This window comes from Variovorax sp. Soil_C_12 (assembly GCF_057657375.1).
In genome coordinates this window covers 400,207-416,755 of the sequence record NZ_JBDGIO010000005.1, presented here as the reverse complement: position 1 = coordinate 416,755, position 16,549 = coordinate 400,207, and the positions used below count along the sequence as shown (strand labels likewise).

Sequence of the window (16,549 nt, the reverse complement as noted above, 5' to 3'; positions counted from 1 at the left end):
AGGAACCGAACCATGTGGTACTTCGCCTGGCTGCTGGGACTCCCCCTCGCCGCGACCTTCGCGGTGCTCAATGCGATGTGGTACGAGCTGATGGACGATGAGGCGATCCGACGGGACAAGCTGGGGAAGCCCCTTTAGACCGCCTTCTTGCCCTTGGCCCCGGTGATGCGGTCCTTGAGCCCCAGCACCTTCGTCACCGTCGCCCCCATCCCCATCAGCTGCATCGCCGTCTCCGGCGCGAGCCGCTGCACGTCGTCGAACCACTTCATCAGCCGGTCGATCAGGTCGTGCATCTCGCGCATGCGCTGCTGGGCGTGGCGTTCCTCGTCGTTCGTGGGCTTTTCCAGCAGCGCCATGCGCAGCATCGACAGCGTGGGCTCGATCTCTCGTCTGCGCCGCTCCTCGGCCAGCACGCGGAAGATCTCCCACACGTCGGATGGCGCTTCGAAGTACTCGCGCCGGTCGCCGGCCTGGTGGCGCAGCCGCACCAGACGCCAGGACTGCAGTTCCTTGAGCCCCATGCTCACGTTCGAGCGCGAAAAGGCCAGCGCCTCCGCAATCTCGTCTGCGTTGAGCGCGCGCTGGGAAATGAAGATCAGCGCGTAGATCTGTCCGACGGTGCGGTTGATGCCCCACTTGCTGCCCATCTCCCCGAAGTGGGCGATGAACTGGCGGCTGAGCGGGGGCAGGGTGTCGGTGGGCATCGGCCGATTCTCGGGCCGAATTGCTGTAGCTTCAAGAAAGACTGAAAAGTCTGCAGGCCGGCGCCGCCGGCGCAGCCCCGTTCAGGCCCAGGGCGTCGGCGGCGGCACCTCGCACACCGGCTCGACATCGATGCTCTTGAAGTCGGCCGGCGAGACGATCTCCAGGTACTCCATGTCGGGCGAGTAGTCGAACAGGTAGTGCCGGATGCCCGGGCGCTGGTGCACCACGTCGCCGGCTTGCACCAGCGTCACCTGGTCCTCGTACATGAAGCGGGCCCAGCCGTTGACCATGATCACGATCTGGAATTCCGCCTCGTGGCGGTGCCAGCCGGTGCCCGCTTCCGGTGCCATGTTGGCCTTGACCAGATGCGCGATGACCTTGCCGTTCGTGGCCTCGGCGACGCCCAGGTCGCGGTACAGGAAGAAGTCGCGCAGCCCGCCCGACACATAGTCGGTGTCGCCGGGCTTGACGTGGGAGAACTTCGTGTCGGTGCGGTCCAGCATGAATGCTCCTTGCAGGGTGGGGATGCCGTGACGCGATGCATAAAGCGTTCCCGCCGCGCTTGACAAGCTGCCGCCGCGCTTCGAAATTCAACCCATGGTTCGCCCTGACGCCGGCACCCTCGATGCCGCCAAGCTCGTGTCTGCGGCAGGCGATGCCGGCCGGCTCGCGGCGCGCGAGGCGGCGCAGGCGCTCTACCGCAGCGAGTCGCGCCGCATCTTCGCGACCCTGGTGCGGCTCCTGGGCGACTTCGACCTGGCGGAGGAGGCGCTGCACGACGGCTTCCGCGCCGCGCTGGAGCAATGGCCGGTGCAGGGCGTGCCGGCCAACCCGCGCGCCTGGCTGGTCTCGGCCGGGCGCTTCAAGGCCATCGACGGCATCCGCCGCCGCGCGCGTTTCGAGCCATGGGACGATGCCGCCGACGCGGTCGAGACCAGCGCCGACCCCGCCCTGGCCTGGGACGAGCGCGACCCCGATGCCGAGGCGCTGGAGGACGACCGCTTGCGCCTCATCTTCACCTGCTGCCATCCGGCACTGGCCCCCGATGCGCAGGTGGCGCTGACGCTGCGCGAGGTCTGCGGCCTTGCCACCGAGCAGATCGCCGCCGCCTTCCTGGTGCCGGCGCCCACCATCGCGCAGCGCATCGTGCGGGCCAAGAACAAGATCCGCGAGGCGCGCATTCCCTACCAGGTGCCGCCCGTGAGGGAGCTGCCCGAGCGGCTCGACGTGGTGCTGCGCGTGGTCTACCTGGTGTTCAACGAGGGCTATGCCGCTTCGTCCGGCGAGGCGCTCACGCGGCCGGACCTCTCGGCCGAGGCCATCCGGCTGGGCCGGCTGCTGGTCGAGCTGCTGCCGGAGCCCGAGGCCATCGGCCTGCTGGCGCTGATGCTGCTGCACGAGTCGCGCCGCGCGGCGCGCAGCTCGGCCGCGGGCGAGATGGTGCTGCTGCAGGCGCAGGACCGCACGCGATGGAACCCCGCGCTCATTGCCGAGGGCAGCGCGCTCGTGACGCGGGCCCTGTCCTCGCGCCGCTTCGGCCCCTACACCCTGCAGGCCGCGATCGCGGCGGTGCATGCGGAGGCGGCCGATGCCGCCGCCACCGACTGGGCGCAGATCGCCGGCCTCTACGACGTGCTGCTGCGTGCCGAGCCCTCGCCGGTGGTGGCGCTCAACCGGGCCGTTGCCATCGCGATGCGCGACGGGCCGGCCGCCGGCCTGGCGCTGATCGACGCGCTGCTGGCGCGCGGCGAGCTTGCGGACTACCACCTGGCCCATGCCGCGCGGGCCGACCTGTGCCGGCGTCTCGGCCGCGTTGCCGACGCTCGCGCGTCCTACGAGCGCGCGCTGGCGCTCGCGCGGCAGGCGCCCGAGCGGCAGTTCCTCGAACGGCGGCTGGCCGCGCTGCCCGCGACGGGCGATGCATCTTGAAACAACTGGGCCGGCGCAAAGCCGCCCGGCCTGTCGAAATCCGGCCCGGCCATTCGACCAGGGGCATCCCCTCAACCCTTCTTCCAGGAGATGCGCATGAAATACCTTTGCCTGGTCTACTTCGATCCCGCGCTGCTGACCACGATGTCCGCCGGCGAACGGGCGAAGCTGGACAACGACTCGATGGACTACGACGATGCGCTCGCGGCGCGCGGCCAGTTGATCGTCGCCGAGGCCCTGCAGCCCCCGAAGTCTGCCAAGGTGGTGCAGACGCGCGGTGGCAAGCTGTCGCAGACCGACGGTCCCTTCGTCGAGACCAAGGAGCAGCTCGGCGGCTTCATCCTGGTCGACGTGCCCGACCTCAACGCCGCGATCCAGGTGGCGGCCCGCATTCCGCTGGCGAAGTACGGCGCCATCGAAGTGCGGCCCATCGCCAAGGTCGAGAGGATCGCATCATGAGATACCTCTGCATGATCTTCGCCACCGAAGCGCAGATGGGCACGATCCCGCCCGCCGAGATGGCGGCCTTCGTCAACGAGCACCTCGACTACGACGACCGCCTGCGCGCCAGCGGCCATCTCGTCGAGTCCGAAGGCCTGGAGGCCGCGAGCACCGCCGCCGTGGTGCGCGTGCGCGACGGGCGGCTGTCGGTCACCGACGGCCCCTTCATCGAGACCAACGAGCAGCTCGGCGGCTTCTACCTGGTCGAGGCCGCGAGCGGGGAGGAGGCGGTGCGCCTGGCCGCCGGCATTCCGTCCGCGCGCGTCGGCAGCATCGAGCTCTGGCCGGTCTTCGAGCTCGCACGCCCGGCGGAAGGAGCGCAGCCATGACCGCCGCGCACGCCACCCCGCACAAGGCGGGCGCTCGCGAATGGACCGGCCTGGCCGTGATCGCGCTGCCCTGCATGCTCTACGCGATGGACCTCACGGTGCTCAACCTCGCGGTGCCGCACCTGAGCGCCGCGCTGCGCCCGAGCAGCGCGCAGATGCTGTGGATCGTCGACATCTACGGCTTCATGCTGGCCGGCTCGCTCATCACCATGGGCACGCTGGGCGACCGCATCGGACGGCGCCGCCTGCTGCTGATCGGCGCCGCCTTCTTCGGCCTGGCCTCGGTGCTCGCCGCTTTCTCGACCACGGCCCCCATGCTGATCGCGACCCGCGCGCTGCTCGGCGTGGCCGGCGCCACGCTGGCGCCGTCGACGCTCTCGCTGATCCGCAACATGTTCCTCGACGCGCAGGAGCGCACCGTGGCCATCGGCGTCTGGATCGCGAGCTTCTCGATCGGCGGCACCATCGGGCCCTTGATCGGCGGCGCGCTGCTCGAGCACTTCTGGTGGGGCTCGGTGTTCCTGGTCAGCGTGCCGGTGATGGCATTGCTGCTGCTGATCGGGCCCTGGCTGCTGCCCGAGTACCGCGACCCCGGGGCAGGGCGGCTCGACCTGCTCAGCGCGGCGCAGTCGCTGCTGGCGGTGCTGGCCGTGATCTACGGGCTCAAGCGCTTTGCCGAGCACGGCCCCGGCTGGCTGCCGCTGGCGGCGGTCGTGCTGGGCGTGGCGATCGGCTGGGCCTTCTTCCGCCGCCAGGGCCGGCTCGCCGATCCGCTGATCGACCTGGCGCTGTTCCGCGCGCCCGCCTTCAGTGCGGCGCTCACCATCAACACGCTGGCCTTCTTCATCGCCTTCGGCAGCTTTCTTTTCGTCGTGCAGTACATGCAACTGGTGCTCGGCCTGTCGCCGCTGCAGGCGGGGCTGTGGAGCGTGCCGTCGGGGGCGGCCTTCGCGGTGGGCTCGACGCTGGTGCCGCGGATCGTGCGCCGGGTGCGGCCGGGCTTCGTGATGGCCGGCGGGCTGCTCACCGCGGCGGTGGGCTTCGCGCTGCTGGCGCAGGTCGATCGCACGGAGGGGCTGGCGCTGTTGGTGGCCGCCTACGCGATCCTCTCGCTGGGCCTGTCCTTCGCCTTCACGCTGGCGGTCGACATGATGGTGGGCACGGCCCCGCCCGAGCGGGCCGGCGCGGCCTCGGCGATCCAGGAGACCAGCTCGGAGTTCGGCGGCGCCCTGGGCATCGCGATGCTGGGCAGCCTGATCGTGGCCGTGTACCGGAACGCGATGGCAGGCAACGCGCTGGAGGGCGTGCCGCCCGCGGTGGCCGAGGCGGCCCGCAGCGGGCTGGGCGTTGCGGCGGATGCGGCGGCGGCGCTGCCCGGGCCGGCCGGCGCGGCCTTGCTCGAGGCCTCGCGCGAGGCCTTTGCGCAGGCCTTCGGGCTCACGGCCTCGATCAGCGCCGCCGTGGCGCTGGCGGCCGCGCTGCTGGCTGCCTTCATGCTGCGCGGCGTGGGCGGCCCGCCGCGGGCGGCGCCCGCAGCGCCTGCGCCGTGCCCCTCCGCCAGCGAGGCCTGAAGCCTTGCGGGGATAATCCCCGCCCATGAGCGGCAACACCTTCGGCACCCTTTTCGCGGTCACCAACTTCGGCGAATCCCACGGCCCCGCGATCGGATGCGTCATCGACGGCTGTCCGCCCGGCCTGGCGCTCAGCGAGGCCGACATCCAGGGCGACCTCGACCGCCGCCGCCCCGGCACCAGCCGCCACGTGACCCAGCGCAACGAGCCGGACGCCGTGCAGATCCTCTCCGGCGTGTACGAGGGCAAAACCACCGGCACGCCGATCGCGCTCCTGATCCAGAACACCGACCAGCGCAGCAAGGACTACGGCCAGATCGCGCAGCAGTTCCGCCCCGGCCATGCCGACTTCACCTACTGGAAGAAGTACGGCATTCGCGATCCGCGCGGCGGCGGCCGTTCCTCGGCGCGGCTGACGGCGCCGATGGTGGCTGCCGGCGCCGTGGCCAAGAAGTGGCTGTTCGAGAAGTACGGCACCGTGTTCCGCGGCTGCATGGCCCAGATCGGCGAGATCGAGATCCCCTTCGAGAGCTGGGAGCATGTGCCGAACAACCCCTTTTTCGCGCCTGTGGCCGACGTTTCGAAACTCGAGGCCTACATGGACGCCCTGCGCAAGGCCGGCGATTCCTGCGGCGCGCGCATTCGCGTGACGGCCTCGAAGGTGCCGGTGGGCCTGGGCGAGCCGCTCTTCGACAAGATGGACGCCGACATCGCCTGGGCCATGATGGGCATCAACGCCGTCAAGGGCGTGGAGATCGGCGCCGGCTTCGGCAGCGTCACGCAGCGCGGCACCACGCACGGCGACTCGATCCGGCCCGATGGCTTCGACAGCAACAACGCCGGCGGCACGCTGGGCGGCATCACCACCGGGCAGGACCTGGAGGTGAGCATCGCGATCAAGCCCACCAGCTCGATCATCAGCCCGCGCCAGTCGGTGGACGTCCACAACCAACCGGTCGAGGTGGTCACCAAGGGCCGCCACGACCCCTGCGTCGGCATCCGCGCCACGCCGATCGCCGAGGCCATGCTGGCGCTGGTCGTGATGGAACACGCGCTGCGCAACCGGGCCCAGTGCGGCGATGTGATCGGAGCGCCGGATCCGGGGCAGTCCAACGCTGAAGGCACGTCACCCCAGGCGTCCTTCCTCTAGTGGCCGCGGGCCGGGGCCACCTGCTCGCCTTCGCCGGCCTGTCGGCGAGCTACTTCGCCCACATCGGCTTCTTCAATCCCTACCTGCCGCTCTGGCTCCAGAGCCTGGGGCTGCCGATCTTCACCATCAGCCTGCTGACCTCGGTGCAGTCGATCACGCGCGTCTTCGCGCCCTATGCCTGGGGCGCGCTGAGCGACCACACGGGCCAGCGCGTGCTGCTGCTGCGCATCAGCGCGGCGGTGGCGCTGTTCGCCTCGCTGGGCTTGTGGTGGAACGGCGGCGCCTGGTGGCTGGGGCTGGTGCTGCTGGTGATGTTCACCCACACCAGCTCGATGATGTCGCTCACCGAGGCGGCCATGGCCCACCTGGTGGCCGGCGACTGGGGGCGTTACGGGCGCATCCGGCTGTGGGGCTCGGCCGGCTTCCTGCTCACGGTGTTCGTCGCAGGCGAGTGGTTCGAGCGTTTCGGCATGGGCCATTTCCCGGCCTGGGCGGGCGGCACGCTGGCCATCGTGCTGATCGCGACCCTGCGCCTGCCGGACACGCGCGACGCGCCGCTGGCCCACGCGGCGCAGCAGGAGCCGGTCGGGCCGGTGCTGCGCATCCCGGCGGTGCGCTGGTTTTTCGCCTCGCTGTTCTTCCACGTGATGGCGCATTTCGCGGTCTACGGATTCCTTTCGCTGTACCTGGACTCGCTGGGCTACGGCAAGGGCGTGATCGGCCTGTTGTGGGCGCTGTCGGTGGGCGCCGAGGTCGGCTGGTTCTTCCTCCAGGGCCGGCTGCTCGAACTCTTCGCGATGCCGCGCTGGCTGCTGATCTGCGGAGTCGCGGCCGTGCTGCGCATGGGGCTCACCGCCGGCGGCGGGCAGTGGCTCTGGGCATTGGCGGCGGCGCAGCTGCTGCATGCGCTGTCCTTCGCGGCGCACCACACGACCTGCATCGCCATGGTGTCGCGCCATTTCCCGGGCCGGCTGCGCGGGCGCGGGCAGGCGCTCTTCACCGTGATCGGCTATGGCTTCGGCGGCGTGCTGGGCGTGCTGGCCGGCGGCGCCATCGCCCAGCATTTCGGCTATGTGGCGATGTTCGGCGTGGCGACCCTGCTGGCGGTGGTGGGGAGCGTGTGCGCGTGGCGCACGCAGCGGCTGGAAGCGGGGCGTTGACCGTTGACCCTCGAAGTGGCTAAAGTAAGGATTCCTTACTTCAGGAATTTCGCCATGCTTGCCAAGATGACCTCCAAGAACCAACTCACGCTGCCGCGCAGCGTGACCGAGCAGGTGGGCGCGGCGGAGTATTTCGAGGTCGAGGTGCGCGAAGGCCAGATCGTGCTGACGCCGGTGCGCATCCAGCGCGGAGACGCCGTGCGCGCCAAGCTGGCGGCGCTGGGGCTGGGTGAGGCCGATATCCGCGATGCCATCGACTGGGCGCGGCAGACGACCGAGCCCGAGCAACTGATGGCCGCCGAGCCGCGGCCGGTTTATCGCGTCACGAGCACCGCCGCCACCAAGACGAAGCGCAAGGCCTGATCGCGTGGCCGCCCCGCGCGTAGTCTTCGACACCAACGTGGTGCTCTCGGCGCTGGTGTTCGGCGGACCGGCCACGCGCCGGCTGCGCGGACTGTGGCAGCAGGGCGCCTGTACACCCCTGGTCAGCACGGGCACGGCGGGTGAACTGCTGCGGGTGCTGGCCTATCCGAAGTTCCGGCTTTCCCCCGCGGAGCGCGAAGAATTGCTGGCGGACTATCTGCCCTACGCGAAGGTCATGACGCTGCCGGATCCGCCGCCCGCCGTGCCGGATTGCCGCGATCGCTTCGACCTGCCTTTTCTGCAACTCGCGGCGGCCGGCAAGGCCACACTGGTGACGGGCGACCGCGATCTGCTGGTGCTCTCAGGCAAGGCTGCGTTTCCCATTCTCGGGATCGATGCATTCATCGAGGGCTTCGAGATTCGGTAAAGCGGTCGGAGTGGCTGAGCTAGGCCGAGGATGGGTGACCATTGCCCTTCAGCCCAAGCCGCCCCAGCTTCTTGATCAGGCCGACGCGCGAGATCCCGAGTTGTCGCGCGGCTTCGGACTGGCTGCCGCCGCTCGCGGCCAGGGCTTCCGAGATCAGGCGGGTTTCGAGTTCGGCGATCGCCGCATCGAGGAAGCCCATCCCCTCGATGCCGGCCGCCGGCCTGGCGTCGAGCTCCCCGACGCTTTGCGTGTCGCCGCTCGCAAGGCGCAGAAGGTCCGCGCCCACCTGCGTATGGCCGGGCAGGATCAGTGCGCCCCCGGCCTCGACCACCGCGCGCAACTGCCGAACGTTGCCGGGCCAGGCCTGGGTGCGCAGCCAGGCGAGCGCGTCGGGGCCGAGCGCAGCCTTGGGCGCGACGCGCTGCAGGAAGCGGGTGGCGAGCAGCGGTATGTCGGCTGCGCGCTCGGTGAGTGCGGGCGTGCGCAGCACCACGCCCTTGAGGCGGTAGTACAGGTCTTCGCGGAAGCTGCCCTCGCGCACCATCTGCTCGAGGTCGCGATGCGTGGCCGCGACCACGCGCACGTCCGCGTGCTTCGGCATGCGGCCGCCCACCGGGACGAAGCTGCCCTCCTGCAGGAAGCGCAGCAGCTTCACCTGCATGGGTGCCGGCATCTCGCCCACTTCGTCGAGGAAAAGCGTGCCGCCGTGCGCGGTCTCGACCAGGCCCGGCTGGTCGCGGTAGGCGCCCGTGAAGCTGCCCTTGAGATGGCCGAAGAGCTCGCTCTCGAGCAGCTCGGTGGAGAGCGCGCCGCAGTTGATCGCCGCGAAGGGGCCGTCGCCGCGCGTGCTGCACTGATGGATCGCGCGTGCCGCGAGCTCCTTGCCGGTGCCGGTCGGGCCCAGCACGATCACGCTCACGTGCGTGGGCGCCACGCGGCGGATCATGGCGCGCAGGTTCTGCATCACCGGCGCCTGGCCGGCCAGGCCGAGGTCCTGGTCGGCATCGCGTGCGCGCAGGGCCTTGAGCTCGGCATCGAGTCGCGCCTTGTGCAGCGCCCGCGCCACCACGAAGCCGAGCATGTCGGGGTCGATGGGTTTGGTCAGGAAGTCCCAGGCACCGAGCTCCACCGCTTTCAGATTGAGCTCGCGGTCGCCGTGGCCCGAGAGCACGACCACGACCGCGGGCGCGAAGCGTGGGATCAGCGCCAGCCCCGCCTGCGGGTCCATGCTGGGCGGCATCGCGAGGTCGAGCAGCACGACGTGCGGGCGGTCGGCCTCGAAGGCGGCGAGCGCCTCATCCGCATCGCCGGCCACGCTCACGCGATGGCCGAGGTTCATCAGGAAGGAGCTGCCCAGCCGCTGGTAGGCCGATTCGTCGTCCACCAGGAGCACGTGGCCGCGGGTCGATGGGCGGGTCATGGCGCCGCCGGAAATGTGAGGGTGAAGCATGTGTTCCATGGCGGTCGGTCGTCCAGCCGCACCGAACCGCCGTGCGCGGCCATGATGCGGGCCACGATGGCCAGGCCCAGGCCGGTGCCTGCCGGACTGCGCGAGGCGAAGGGCTCGAAGAGCCGTTCGCGCAGGTCCGCAGGCACGCCGGCGCCGTCGTCGCAGACGTGCAGGTGGACCTGCGTGCCCCTGCGCTCGGCGTCCACCAGCACGCGGCGTACGCCGGGCGCGGCACGCGCGTTGGAGAGCAGGTTGCCGATGGCTTGCGCGAAGCGCATCGGATCGGCCAGCAATGGCAAGCTGTCCTCGAGGCCGCGGCCGATCTCGACTTCGGGCACATGGCGGGCCGCCTCGCGAACCTGCAAGGCAGCGTCGACCGGCACCGGCCGCACCTGCCAGGGCTTGGCGTAGTCCAGCAGATCTTCGGCCAGATGCGAGATCCGGCCGACCTGGCCGGCGACCTCGCGCCGCACCTCGGGCGGTGTGGTGGCCACGGCCATCGCGATGATGTTCAGCGGATTGCGCAGGTCATGCGCCACGCTGGCTGCCAGCGCACCCAGTTCGGCCAGCCGGGCCTGCAACTGCCGCTCGCGCTCGCGCTGCTCGGCCAGCGCCGCGTGCCGCAGCCGGCCGGCGGCCTCGGTCAGCACCTCGGCGAAGAGCTCGGCGAGCCGGCGCGATCCGGGCGGTGCCGAATCCCAACCCTGCAGCTCGGTCGTCCAGCCCGATGGCGATTCGCGGCAGGCCAGCATCGGCGCGGCGGAGACGGCATCGGCCGCCGTGCCTACCCGCACTTCGACGCGCAGGCCGACGCGTTTCGAGAGCAACTCGGCGGCCGAGGACGCCAGCGCGTCCCATGTTGCGGCAGGGGCCAGCGCATCCCTCCAGGCCTGGAGGTCCGCGACGCTCGCGGTGCCACCCGGATAGACGATGCGTTCCGCGAAACGCCGCACCGGCCCGTTGAGCGCGAGGCACACCACGGCCACGGCGGCACCGCTGAGCCAGCGCGAATCGAGCGGCAGCAGCAAGGTCAGCGGCACGGCCAAGAGGCCCAGCCCCACGAGGAGCGTCCAGGCCAGCGCGCGCCGGGCCCAGGCATTGGCGACGAAGACCTGGTAGCGCAGGATGCCGTAGACCAGGATGACCGGATAGGCCGGCATCGCGAGCACCTGCCACGGGTACTGCGCAATGCCCAGCGCGGCGAAGCCGTAGCCCGAGGCGCAGACCAGGCCCCAGCCGCAGGACACCGCCACCGCGGCGAGCTGCCGGCGCTCGCGGGGGTCGTTGGTGCGCCAGAGCCGGTGAAGAAGGATCGAGACGCCGGCCGCGGCCAGCAGCGCCCAGACCATCGAGGCGGTCCAGCCGGCCCAGTTCGGCACCACGACCCATTCCACGCCGGTGAAGGCCGGGAAGTGGATGAATTCGCCCGGCAAGACGATCCAGGTCAACAACATCACGGCGACGGCGATGACATAGGCCAGCCGCACCCCGTGCACGAAGCGCTTCTCGAGCCCGCAGAAGCGCACGCAGAAATGCAGGAAGGCAGCCGAGGTCAGCGGAATGGTGGCGCCCAGGCGCAGGGCCCATGGAATGGCGGCGGGGCCGATCCAGTTCGGCAGCTCGTTGCTGACGATCCACGTGGCCACGCCCAACAGGAAGACCGTGAGCAGCCGCGCGCCCGGCACGGCCTTGGCCCAATGCAGCAGCACGCCGGCCAGAACCAGCGTTTCCACGAGCGACAGGGCCAGGACGATGTGCAGTGTCATTTGCTGGGGTCGGACTGTAAACGAGGTTGACACCCGGCCTGCGCGAGCTGTCAACCACGGCAACAGTTCCGTGAAAAAGTCCTTTGGTATCAAGCACTTGCCGCGTGGCACGGCGACTGCAACAGGGAAGGCATGAAGCTCCATTCCCTTCCCTGGATCGCCGGCGCCGCAGATGAGACGCGGCCCGCCCTGGACCTGCAGTCATTGCTTGGCGAAGAAGGCTGGCGCCGTCTGCCGGCCGCCGTGCAGCGCCGCTTCGCGCGGGCGCATCGCGACGTCGTCTACGCCGGCGAACTCGCGATGCATTGCTCGCCGATCGGCCGGGTTTTCGCGTGGGCCAGTGCCTTGCTCGGCGGTCCGTTGAGCGCCGCGCGCGGCGATGCGGCCGCGCGGGTGCGGGTCTACGGCGACGGCCGGGGCGGCGTGGTCTGGGAGCGCCACCTCGCGCTCGCGGGTCAGGAGAAGGTCGTGCGCTCGACCAAGCTGGCCGATGCGCGCGGGCGGCTGGTCGAGCGCACCGACGGCGGCCTGTCGATGGCGCTCGAAGTCTTCGAGGAAGACGGTGCGCTGGTCTTCCAGAGCCGCCGCTACTTCTTCGCCCTGGCGGGCCGGCGGCTCTCCATTCCGCATGTGCTGACGCCGGGCACCTGCCGCGTCGAGCACCACGACCTGGGCGCGGGTCGTTTTCGCTTCGTCCTCTCCATGGTCCATCCGTGGTGGGGCATCACCTTCCGCCAGTCCGGCGTGTTCCACGACCCCGAGGAGATCCGCGCATGAACGCCTTCTATTCCCTTCTGCTTGCGCAGGCGTTGCTGGGCGCCTTCGACAACCTGTGGCACCACGAGCTCGGCGCGCGGCTGCCGCAGCGGGCCTCCGCGCGGCTCGAGCTCGCGCTGCATGCGGCGCGGGAGGCGGTCTACGGCCTGCTCTTCATCGGCCTTGCCTGGCTCGAGTGGCGGGGCCTGTGGGCATTGCTGCCCGCCGGTCTGCTGATGGCCGAGCTGGTCATCACCTGCGCCGACTTCCTCGAGGAGGACCGCACGCGCACCCTGCCTCCGCTGGAGCGGGTGCTCCACACGGTGCTCGCGGTGAACTTCGGCGTCCTGCTGGGGCTACTGGCGCCGGTGTTCCTGCATGGGTTGCGCAGCCCGACTGCGCTGGTGCCCGTGCATCACGGCCTGTGGAGCTGGTTCTTCACGCTCGGCGGAGTCGTGGTGCTGTTCTGGAGCGTGCGCAACGCGCGGGCTGCGATGCACTGGCATGCACGGAGGGCCCACGCGGGCGCGGCCCTGCCGCGGGCCGATCGACCCGCCGCAGGCGCGAACACCGTGCTCGTCACCGGCGGCACCGGCTTCGTGGGCACTGCGCTCGTGCGCCGGCTGCTCGATGAGGGCCAGCGCGTCATCGTCTTGACCCGAGACGTGCGTCAGGCGCGTCGCCTGTTCGACCACCGCGTCTGGGCGGTCGACCGGCTCGACGACATCCCGTGCGAGACGCGCATCCAGTCCATCGTTCATCTTGCAGGCGCGCCGGTGCTGGGCTTTCCATGGACCGCCGCGCGCCGCCGGCTGCTCGTCGAGAGCCGCACGCAGACCATGGAACGGCTGCTGCAGCTCATGCGCCGCCTCGACGAAGCGCCATGCGTGCTGGTCAGCGCATCGGCCGTGGGCTACTACGGACTGCCCGGCGCACAGCTCCAGCTCAACGAGGCGGCGCCGCCGCAGCCGGGCCGCTTCCAGTCGGCGCTGTGCGTGGCCGCGGAGCACGAAGCTCAGCGCGCCGAAGCCCTGGGCGTGCGCGTGGTCCGCGTCCGCCTGGGCATCGTGCTGGGCCATGGCGGCGGCGCCTTCCCGGGGCTGGACTTCGCGGCGCGCCTCGGTCTCGGCGCCTGCATCGGCAACGGCCGGCAGCCGGTGCCCTGGGTGCATCTGGACGATGCGATCGCACTGATGCGCTTCGCGATGGCGCACGAAGGCCTGCATGGGCCGGTGAACGGCGTCGCGCCCGAGGTGGTCGCGCAGGCGAAGTTCGCGCGGGAAATGGCCGCGGTCCACGGGCGCAGAACGCGACTGCGCGTGCCTGCATGGATCCTGGAGCGCACGCTCGGCGAGATGGCGGAGTTGCTCACGCAAGGCCAGCATGCGGCGCCGATCGTGGCGCTGCGCGCCGGCTTCCGATTCGCCTATCCCTCACTGTCGGCGGCGCTGCGGCAACTGGCGGACGCAGCGAGGCCCCTCAACGCAGCTCCGAGCGCCTCGGCAGGTCGGCACCGCGGCGCGAGCAGGTGAGGGCGGCGGCGCGCGCCGCGAAGCCGAGCGCGCTCTGCAGCGCCGCGGCGTCGAGCCCGGCCAGCGCCTGCGGCGTCAAGGCATCCTGCTCGTCGAGCCAGGCCAGCAGCGCGGCCTGGAAGGTGTCGCCGGCGCCCACGGTGTCGACCACCGTGATGGGCGGCGAGGGCGCATCGGCGCGTGCCTCCCGGGTCCAGGCGGTGGCGCCGTCGCGGCCGCGCGTGACCACCACCAGGGACGCGCCCAGGCCCAGCCAGCGCTCGGCAATCTGCTCGGGACTTTCGTCCGGATAGAGCAGGGCCAGGTCCTCGTCGCTGGTCTTCATCAGATGCGCCAGCGGCGCCATGAAGCCGACCACATCGCGCCAGTGCGCGAGGTCGGGCTCGACATTGAGCCGCACGTTCAGGTCGTAGGCGATCAGCCGCCGCGCGCGCTCGCGCGCCGCCAGCGCGCGCAGGGCGCTGCCGACCGGCTCCACCGCGAGCGCGTAGGAGCCGAACTGCAGCACGCGCGTGGCGTCCGGCAGGGCCGGCATCGTCTCGTGCGTGATCTGTCGGTCGGCCGCGTCCTTGCCGTGGAAGGCGTAGCGCGGCACGCCGGCAGCGTCCAGGCTCACCACGCTGAGCGTGCTGGGCGCGTCGCCGCGCAGCACCAGCGAGGTGTCGACGCCCTCGGCGCGCAAGGACGCCAGCAGGCGCTCGCCGGAGGCGTCGGTGGACAGGCCCGTCAGGAACGCCACCGGCCGTTCCAGCCGGGCCAGCCCCTGCGCCACATTGAGCGGCGAGCCGCCGACGCGGGCATCGAGCGTCAATCCGGTGGAGGTCCACTCGCCCATGTAGACATCCATCAGCGCTTCGCCGCAGACCACGAACATGGCCGTCTCCCTGTCCTTGTGTGTGAATCGAGTGCGATCAGCGGGGCGACTGCCAGCCCTTGTAGTCCTTGACGTTGGTGCGCGTGATCAGCGTCGAGGGCAGCAGCGTCATCGGCTCGGCCGGCTTCTTGCCGTTCATGATGTCGTGGCCGATCTCCACCGCCTTCTGCGCGATCATGTACGGGTCCTGGCTGGCGGAGGCCTGCACCTGGGTGTCGCTCTTCAGCGCGGTCTCGATGTCGGGCGCGCCGTCGACCGAGGTGATCACGATGTTCTTGCGGTTGAGCTGCCTGGCCGCCAGGTCGGCACCGATGGCCTGCGGGTCGTTGATGGCGAACACCGCGTCGACCTTCGGGAAGCGCGTGAGGTGGTTCTGCATCACGTTGAGGCCGCCCTCGCGCGAGCCCTTGGCGTCCTGGTCGTCCGACAGCACCTTGATGTCGGGGTTCTTCTTGAACACCGTCTTGCAGCCGTTCACGCGGTCGATCACCGCCGACACCTGCGGCCCGTTCTGGATGATCACGTTGCCCTTGCCGCCGAGCTTCTCGACGATGAACTGGCAGGCGATCTCGCCGGCCTGCACGTTGTTGGTCTGCACCGTCGCATCGGCGCCGTTGGCCGCCACGTCCACGCCCACCACCACGATGCCGGCCTTCTTGGCCTTCTGCAGCGCGGGCTCGATGGCCTTGGCGTCGACCGCGTTGACCAGGATCATGTCGGCGCCCGAGGCGATGAAGCCGTCGATCTGCGAGAACTGCTTGTTCAGGTCGTAGTCGGCCGACAGCGCGTTGACCTTGGCGTTCGGGCTGTACTGCTTGACCTTGGCCTCGGCGCCTTTGGCGAGCGCGACGAAGAAGGGGTTGCCCATCGAGCCGAGCGTGATGCCGACGCTCTTGATCTGCTTGTTCTGGGCCTGCACGGCGGGGGCGGCGAGCGCCGCGGCGATCACGGCGAGGGCGAACAGGGATTTGCGCATAGGAACAGTCTCCGTTGGTGGTTGAGTGAGTGAAGGGAAGAGGGGCTCAGGTCCGAGCAGAGTCTTTGCGGCGATAGCGATCCAGCGCGACCGCGCCGATGATCACCAGGCCCTTGACGATGTACTGCCAGATGTCCGAGACACCCATCAGGATCAGTCCGTTGGTCAGCACCGCGATGATCAGCGCGCCGATCAGCGTGCCGAGGATGGAGCCGGTGCCGCCGACAAAGCTGGTGCCGCCGAGGATCACCGCCGCGATCGCGTCCAGCTCGTAGGACGCGCCCAGCTGCAGCCCGTTGGCCGCGTAGAGCCGGGCCGAGGCCATCACCCCGCCCAGCCCCGAGAGCAGCCCCGAGGTGCAGTACACGAAGAGCAGCACCGCCCAGACCTTGATGCCCGCCAGGCGCGCCGCCTCGGGGTTGCCGCCGACCGAATAGATGTTCAGCCCCAGCACCGTGCGGCGCAGGATGAACCACGACAGCGCCACCACCGCGAAGGCGATGATCACCAGCCAGGGAATGCCCAGCACCTCGCCGTTGCCGATGAAGGCGAAGGGCAGCTGCGGGTTGAACACGGTGGTGTCGTTGCCCAAGAGGCGCGCGATGCCGCGCACGGCGGTCAGCGAGCCCAGCGTGACGATGAAGGGCGGCAACTTGAGGAAGGCGATCAGCACGCCGTTGATCAGCCCGAACACCAGCCCGCAGCCCAGTCCCGCTGCGATGCCCAGCATGCCCAGGCCCGGGATGTTGGACACCAGCATCGCCGCCACCGCCGAGACGGCGAGGATCGAGCCCACCGACAGGTCGATGCCGGCGGTAAGGATCACGAAGGTCATGCCGGCGGCCAGCACGATGTTGATCGAGGCCTGCTGCGTCATGATCGACAGGTTCTGCAGGCTGAAGAAGTTCTCGCTCGCCAAGCTGAAGCCGATGCACAGCAGCACCAGCACCGGCAGCATGCCGAGGGCGCGCATGATCTCCTTGCCGCTGGCGCCGCGCAGGGCGCCCGGCAGGGCGGGGTTGTGGGGCGTCGCGAGGGCGGCGGTGTGCTTGTTCATGTC

Annotated in this window: 18 protein-coding genes; 11 read left to right on the top strand and 7 right to left on the bottom strand. The window is 70.3% G+C overall.

The window, feature by feature from the left end; genetic code table 11:
• Positions 1–12 precede the first annotated feature (12 nt).
• Complete coding sequence (gene cydX, locus AC3A6X_RS16755) at positions 13–138, top strand: cytochrome bd-I oxidase subunit CydX (RefSeq protein WP_309964558.1); 126 nt, start codon at positions 13–15, stop codon at positions 136–138.
• Here the strand turns inward: cydX and AC3A6X_RS16750 are convergent.
• Together AC3A6X_RS16750 and AC3A6X_RS16745 are read right to left on the bottom strand one after the other, a co-directional pair.
• The gene (locus AC3A6X_RS16750; protein WP_487843242.1) at positions 135–704 is read right to left on the bottom strand and encodes a GbsR/MarR family transcriptional regulator; all 570 of its coding nucleotides are present in this window, start codon (positions 702–704) and stop codon (positions 135–137) included. The two genes, cydX and AC3A6X_RS16750, sit on opposite strands and share 4 nt — an antisense overlap.
• An 81-nt stretch (positions 705–785) precedes the next feature.
• On the bottom strand, positions 786–1,208 hold the full coding sequence (locus AC3A6X_RS16745; RefSeq protein WP_309964561.1) for a cupin domain-containing protein: 423 nt from the start codon (positions 1,206–1,208) through the stop codon (positions 786–788).
• Between the two features lie 94 nt (positions 1,209–1,302).
• Between AC3A6X_RS16745 and AC3A6X_RS16740 the strand changes: the two genes are divergently transcribed.
• The 8 genes from AC3A6X_RS16740 to AC3A6X_RS16705 all read left to right on the top strand — a co-directional run bounded on the left by AC3A6X_RS16740 (position 1,303) and on the right by AC3A6X_RS16705 (position 8,135).
• Positions 1,303–2,634, top strand: coding sequence for an RNA polymerase sigma factor (locus tag AC3A6X_RS16740; RefSeq protein WP_487843241.1), 1,332 nt, complete (start codon positions 1,303–1,305; stop codon positions 2,632–2,634).
• 96 nt (positions 2,635–2,730) lie between these two features.
• Positions 2,731–3,093: a YciI family protein gene (locus AC3A6X_RS16735; protein WP_487843240.1), complete on the top strand. Its 363-nt coding sequence runs from the start codon at positions 2,731–2,733 to the stop codon at positions 3,091–3,093.
• The gene (locus AC3A6X_RS16730) at positions 3,090–3,464 is read left to right on the top strand and encodes a YciI family protein (protein WP_487843239.1); all 375 of its coding nucleotides are present in this window, start codon (positions 3,090–3,092) and stop codon (positions 3,462–3,464) included. The genes AC3A6X_RS16735 and AC3A6X_RS16730 overlap by 4 nt, the downstream gene beginning before the upstream one ends.
• Complete coding sequence (locus AC3A6X_RS16725; protein WP_487843238.1) at positions 3,461–5,035, top strand: MFS transporter; 1,575 nt, start codon at positions 3,461–3,463, stop codon at positions 5,033–5,035. The genes AC3A6X_RS16730 and AC3A6X_RS16725 overlap by 4 nt, the downstream gene beginning before the upstream one ends.
• A gap of 25 nt (positions 5,036–5,060) precedes the next feature.
• Complete coding sequence (aroC, locus tag AC3A6X_RS16720; RefSeq protein ID WP_487843237.1) at positions 5,061–6,185, top strand: chorismate synthase; 1,125 nt, start codon at positions 5,061–5,063, stop codon at positions 6,183–6,185.
• Positions 6,185–7,345: an MFS transporter gene (locus AC3A6X_RS16715; RefSeq protein ID WP_487843236.1), complete on the top strand. Its 1,161-nt coding sequence runs from the start codon at positions 6,185–6,187 to the stop codon at positions 7,343–7,345. The genes aroC and AC3A6X_RS16715 overlap by 1 nt, the downstream gene beginning before the upstream one ends.
• A gap of 54 nt (positions 7,346–7,399) precedes the next feature.
• Positions 7,400–7,708 carry an AbrB/MazE/SpoVT family DNA-binding domain-containing protein gene (locus AC3A6X_RS16710; protein WP_487843235.1) on the top strand — a complete coding sequence of 103 codons (309 nt, stop codon included), beginning with the start codon at positions 7,400–7,402 and terminating at the stop codon, positions 7,706–7,708.
• Positions 7,709–7,712: 4 nt separating this feature from the next.
• Entirely contained in the window at positions 7,713–8,135 is a 423-nt protein-coding gene (locus tag AC3A6X_RS16705; RefSeq protein WP_487843234.1) for a putative toxin-antitoxin system toxin component, PIN family, read from the top strand.
• A gap of 19 nt (positions 8,136–8,154) precedes the next feature.
• On the opposite strand, the gene AC3A6X_RS16700 is transcribed toward AC3A6X_RS16705, so the two are convergent.
• Complete coding sequence (locus AC3A6X_RS16700; RefSeq protein WP_487843233.1) at positions 8,155–9,555, bottom strand: sigma-54-dependent transcriptional regulator; 1,401 nt, start codon at positions 9,553–9,555, stop codon at positions 8,155–8,157.
• Positions 9,552–11,351 carry a sensor histidine kinase gene (locus AC3A6X_RS16695; RefSeq protein WP_487843232.1) on the bottom strand — a complete coding sequence of 600 codons (1,800 nt, stop codon included), beginning with the start codon at positions 11,349–11,351 and terminating at the stop codon, positions 9,552–9,554. Before AC3A6X_RS16695 ends, AC3A6X_RS16700 begins: the two co-directional genes overlap by 4 nt.
• 132 nt (positions 11,352–11,483) lie before the next feature.
• Here AC3A6X_RS16695 and AC3A6X_RS16690 point away from each other — a divergent pair, with 132 nt between their 5' ends.
• Together AC3A6X_RS16690 and AC3A6X_RS16685 are read left to right on the top strand one after the other, a co-directional pair.
• Positions 11,484–12,128 (top strand): DUF4166 domain-containing protein, encoded by a 645-nt coding sequence (locus AC3A6X_RS16690; protein WP_487843231.1) that lies wholly within the window; start codon positions 11,484–11,486, stop codon positions 12,126–12,128.
• Complete coding sequence (locus tag AC3A6X_RS16685; protein WP_487843230.1) at positions 12,125–13,639, top strand: TIGR01777 family oxidoreductase; 1,515 nt, start codon at positions 12,125–12,127, stop codon at positions 13,637–13,639. Before AC3A6X_RS16690 ends, AC3A6X_RS16685 begins: the two co-directional genes overlap by 4 nt.
• Here the strand turns inward: AC3A6X_RS16685 and AC3A6X_RS16680 are convergent.
• Genes AC3A6X_RS16680 through AC3A6X_RS16670 form a run of 3 tightly spaced genes read right to left on the bottom strand, consistent with a single transcriptional unit; the run spans position 13,587 to position 16,546 of the window.
• Positions 13,587–14,513 (bottom strand): carbohydrate kinase family protein, encoded by a 927-nt coding sequence (locus AC3A6X_RS16680; RefSeq protein ID WP_487843229.1) that lies wholly within the window; start codon positions 14,511–14,513, stop codon positions 13,587–13,589. The two genes, AC3A6X_RS16685 and AC3A6X_RS16680, sit on opposite strands and share 53 nt — an antisense overlap.
• A 37-nt stretch (positions 14,514–14,550) precedes the next feature.
• The gene (locus AC3A6X_RS16675) at positions 14,551–15,489 is read right to left on the bottom strand and encodes an ABC transporter substrate-binding protein (protein WP_487843228.1); all 939 of its coding nucleotides are present in this window, start codon (positions 15,487–15,489) and stop codon (positions 14,551–14,553) included.
• Positions 15,490–15,535: 46 nt separating this feature from the next.
• The gene (locus AC3A6X_RS16670; RefSeq protein ID WP_106554381.1) at positions 15,536–16,546 is read right to left on the bottom strand and encodes an ABC transporter permease subunit; all 1,011 of its coding nucleotides are present in this window, start codon (positions 16,544–16,546) and stop codon (positions 15,536–15,538) included.
• Positions 16,547–16,549 lie beyond the last annotated feature (3 nt).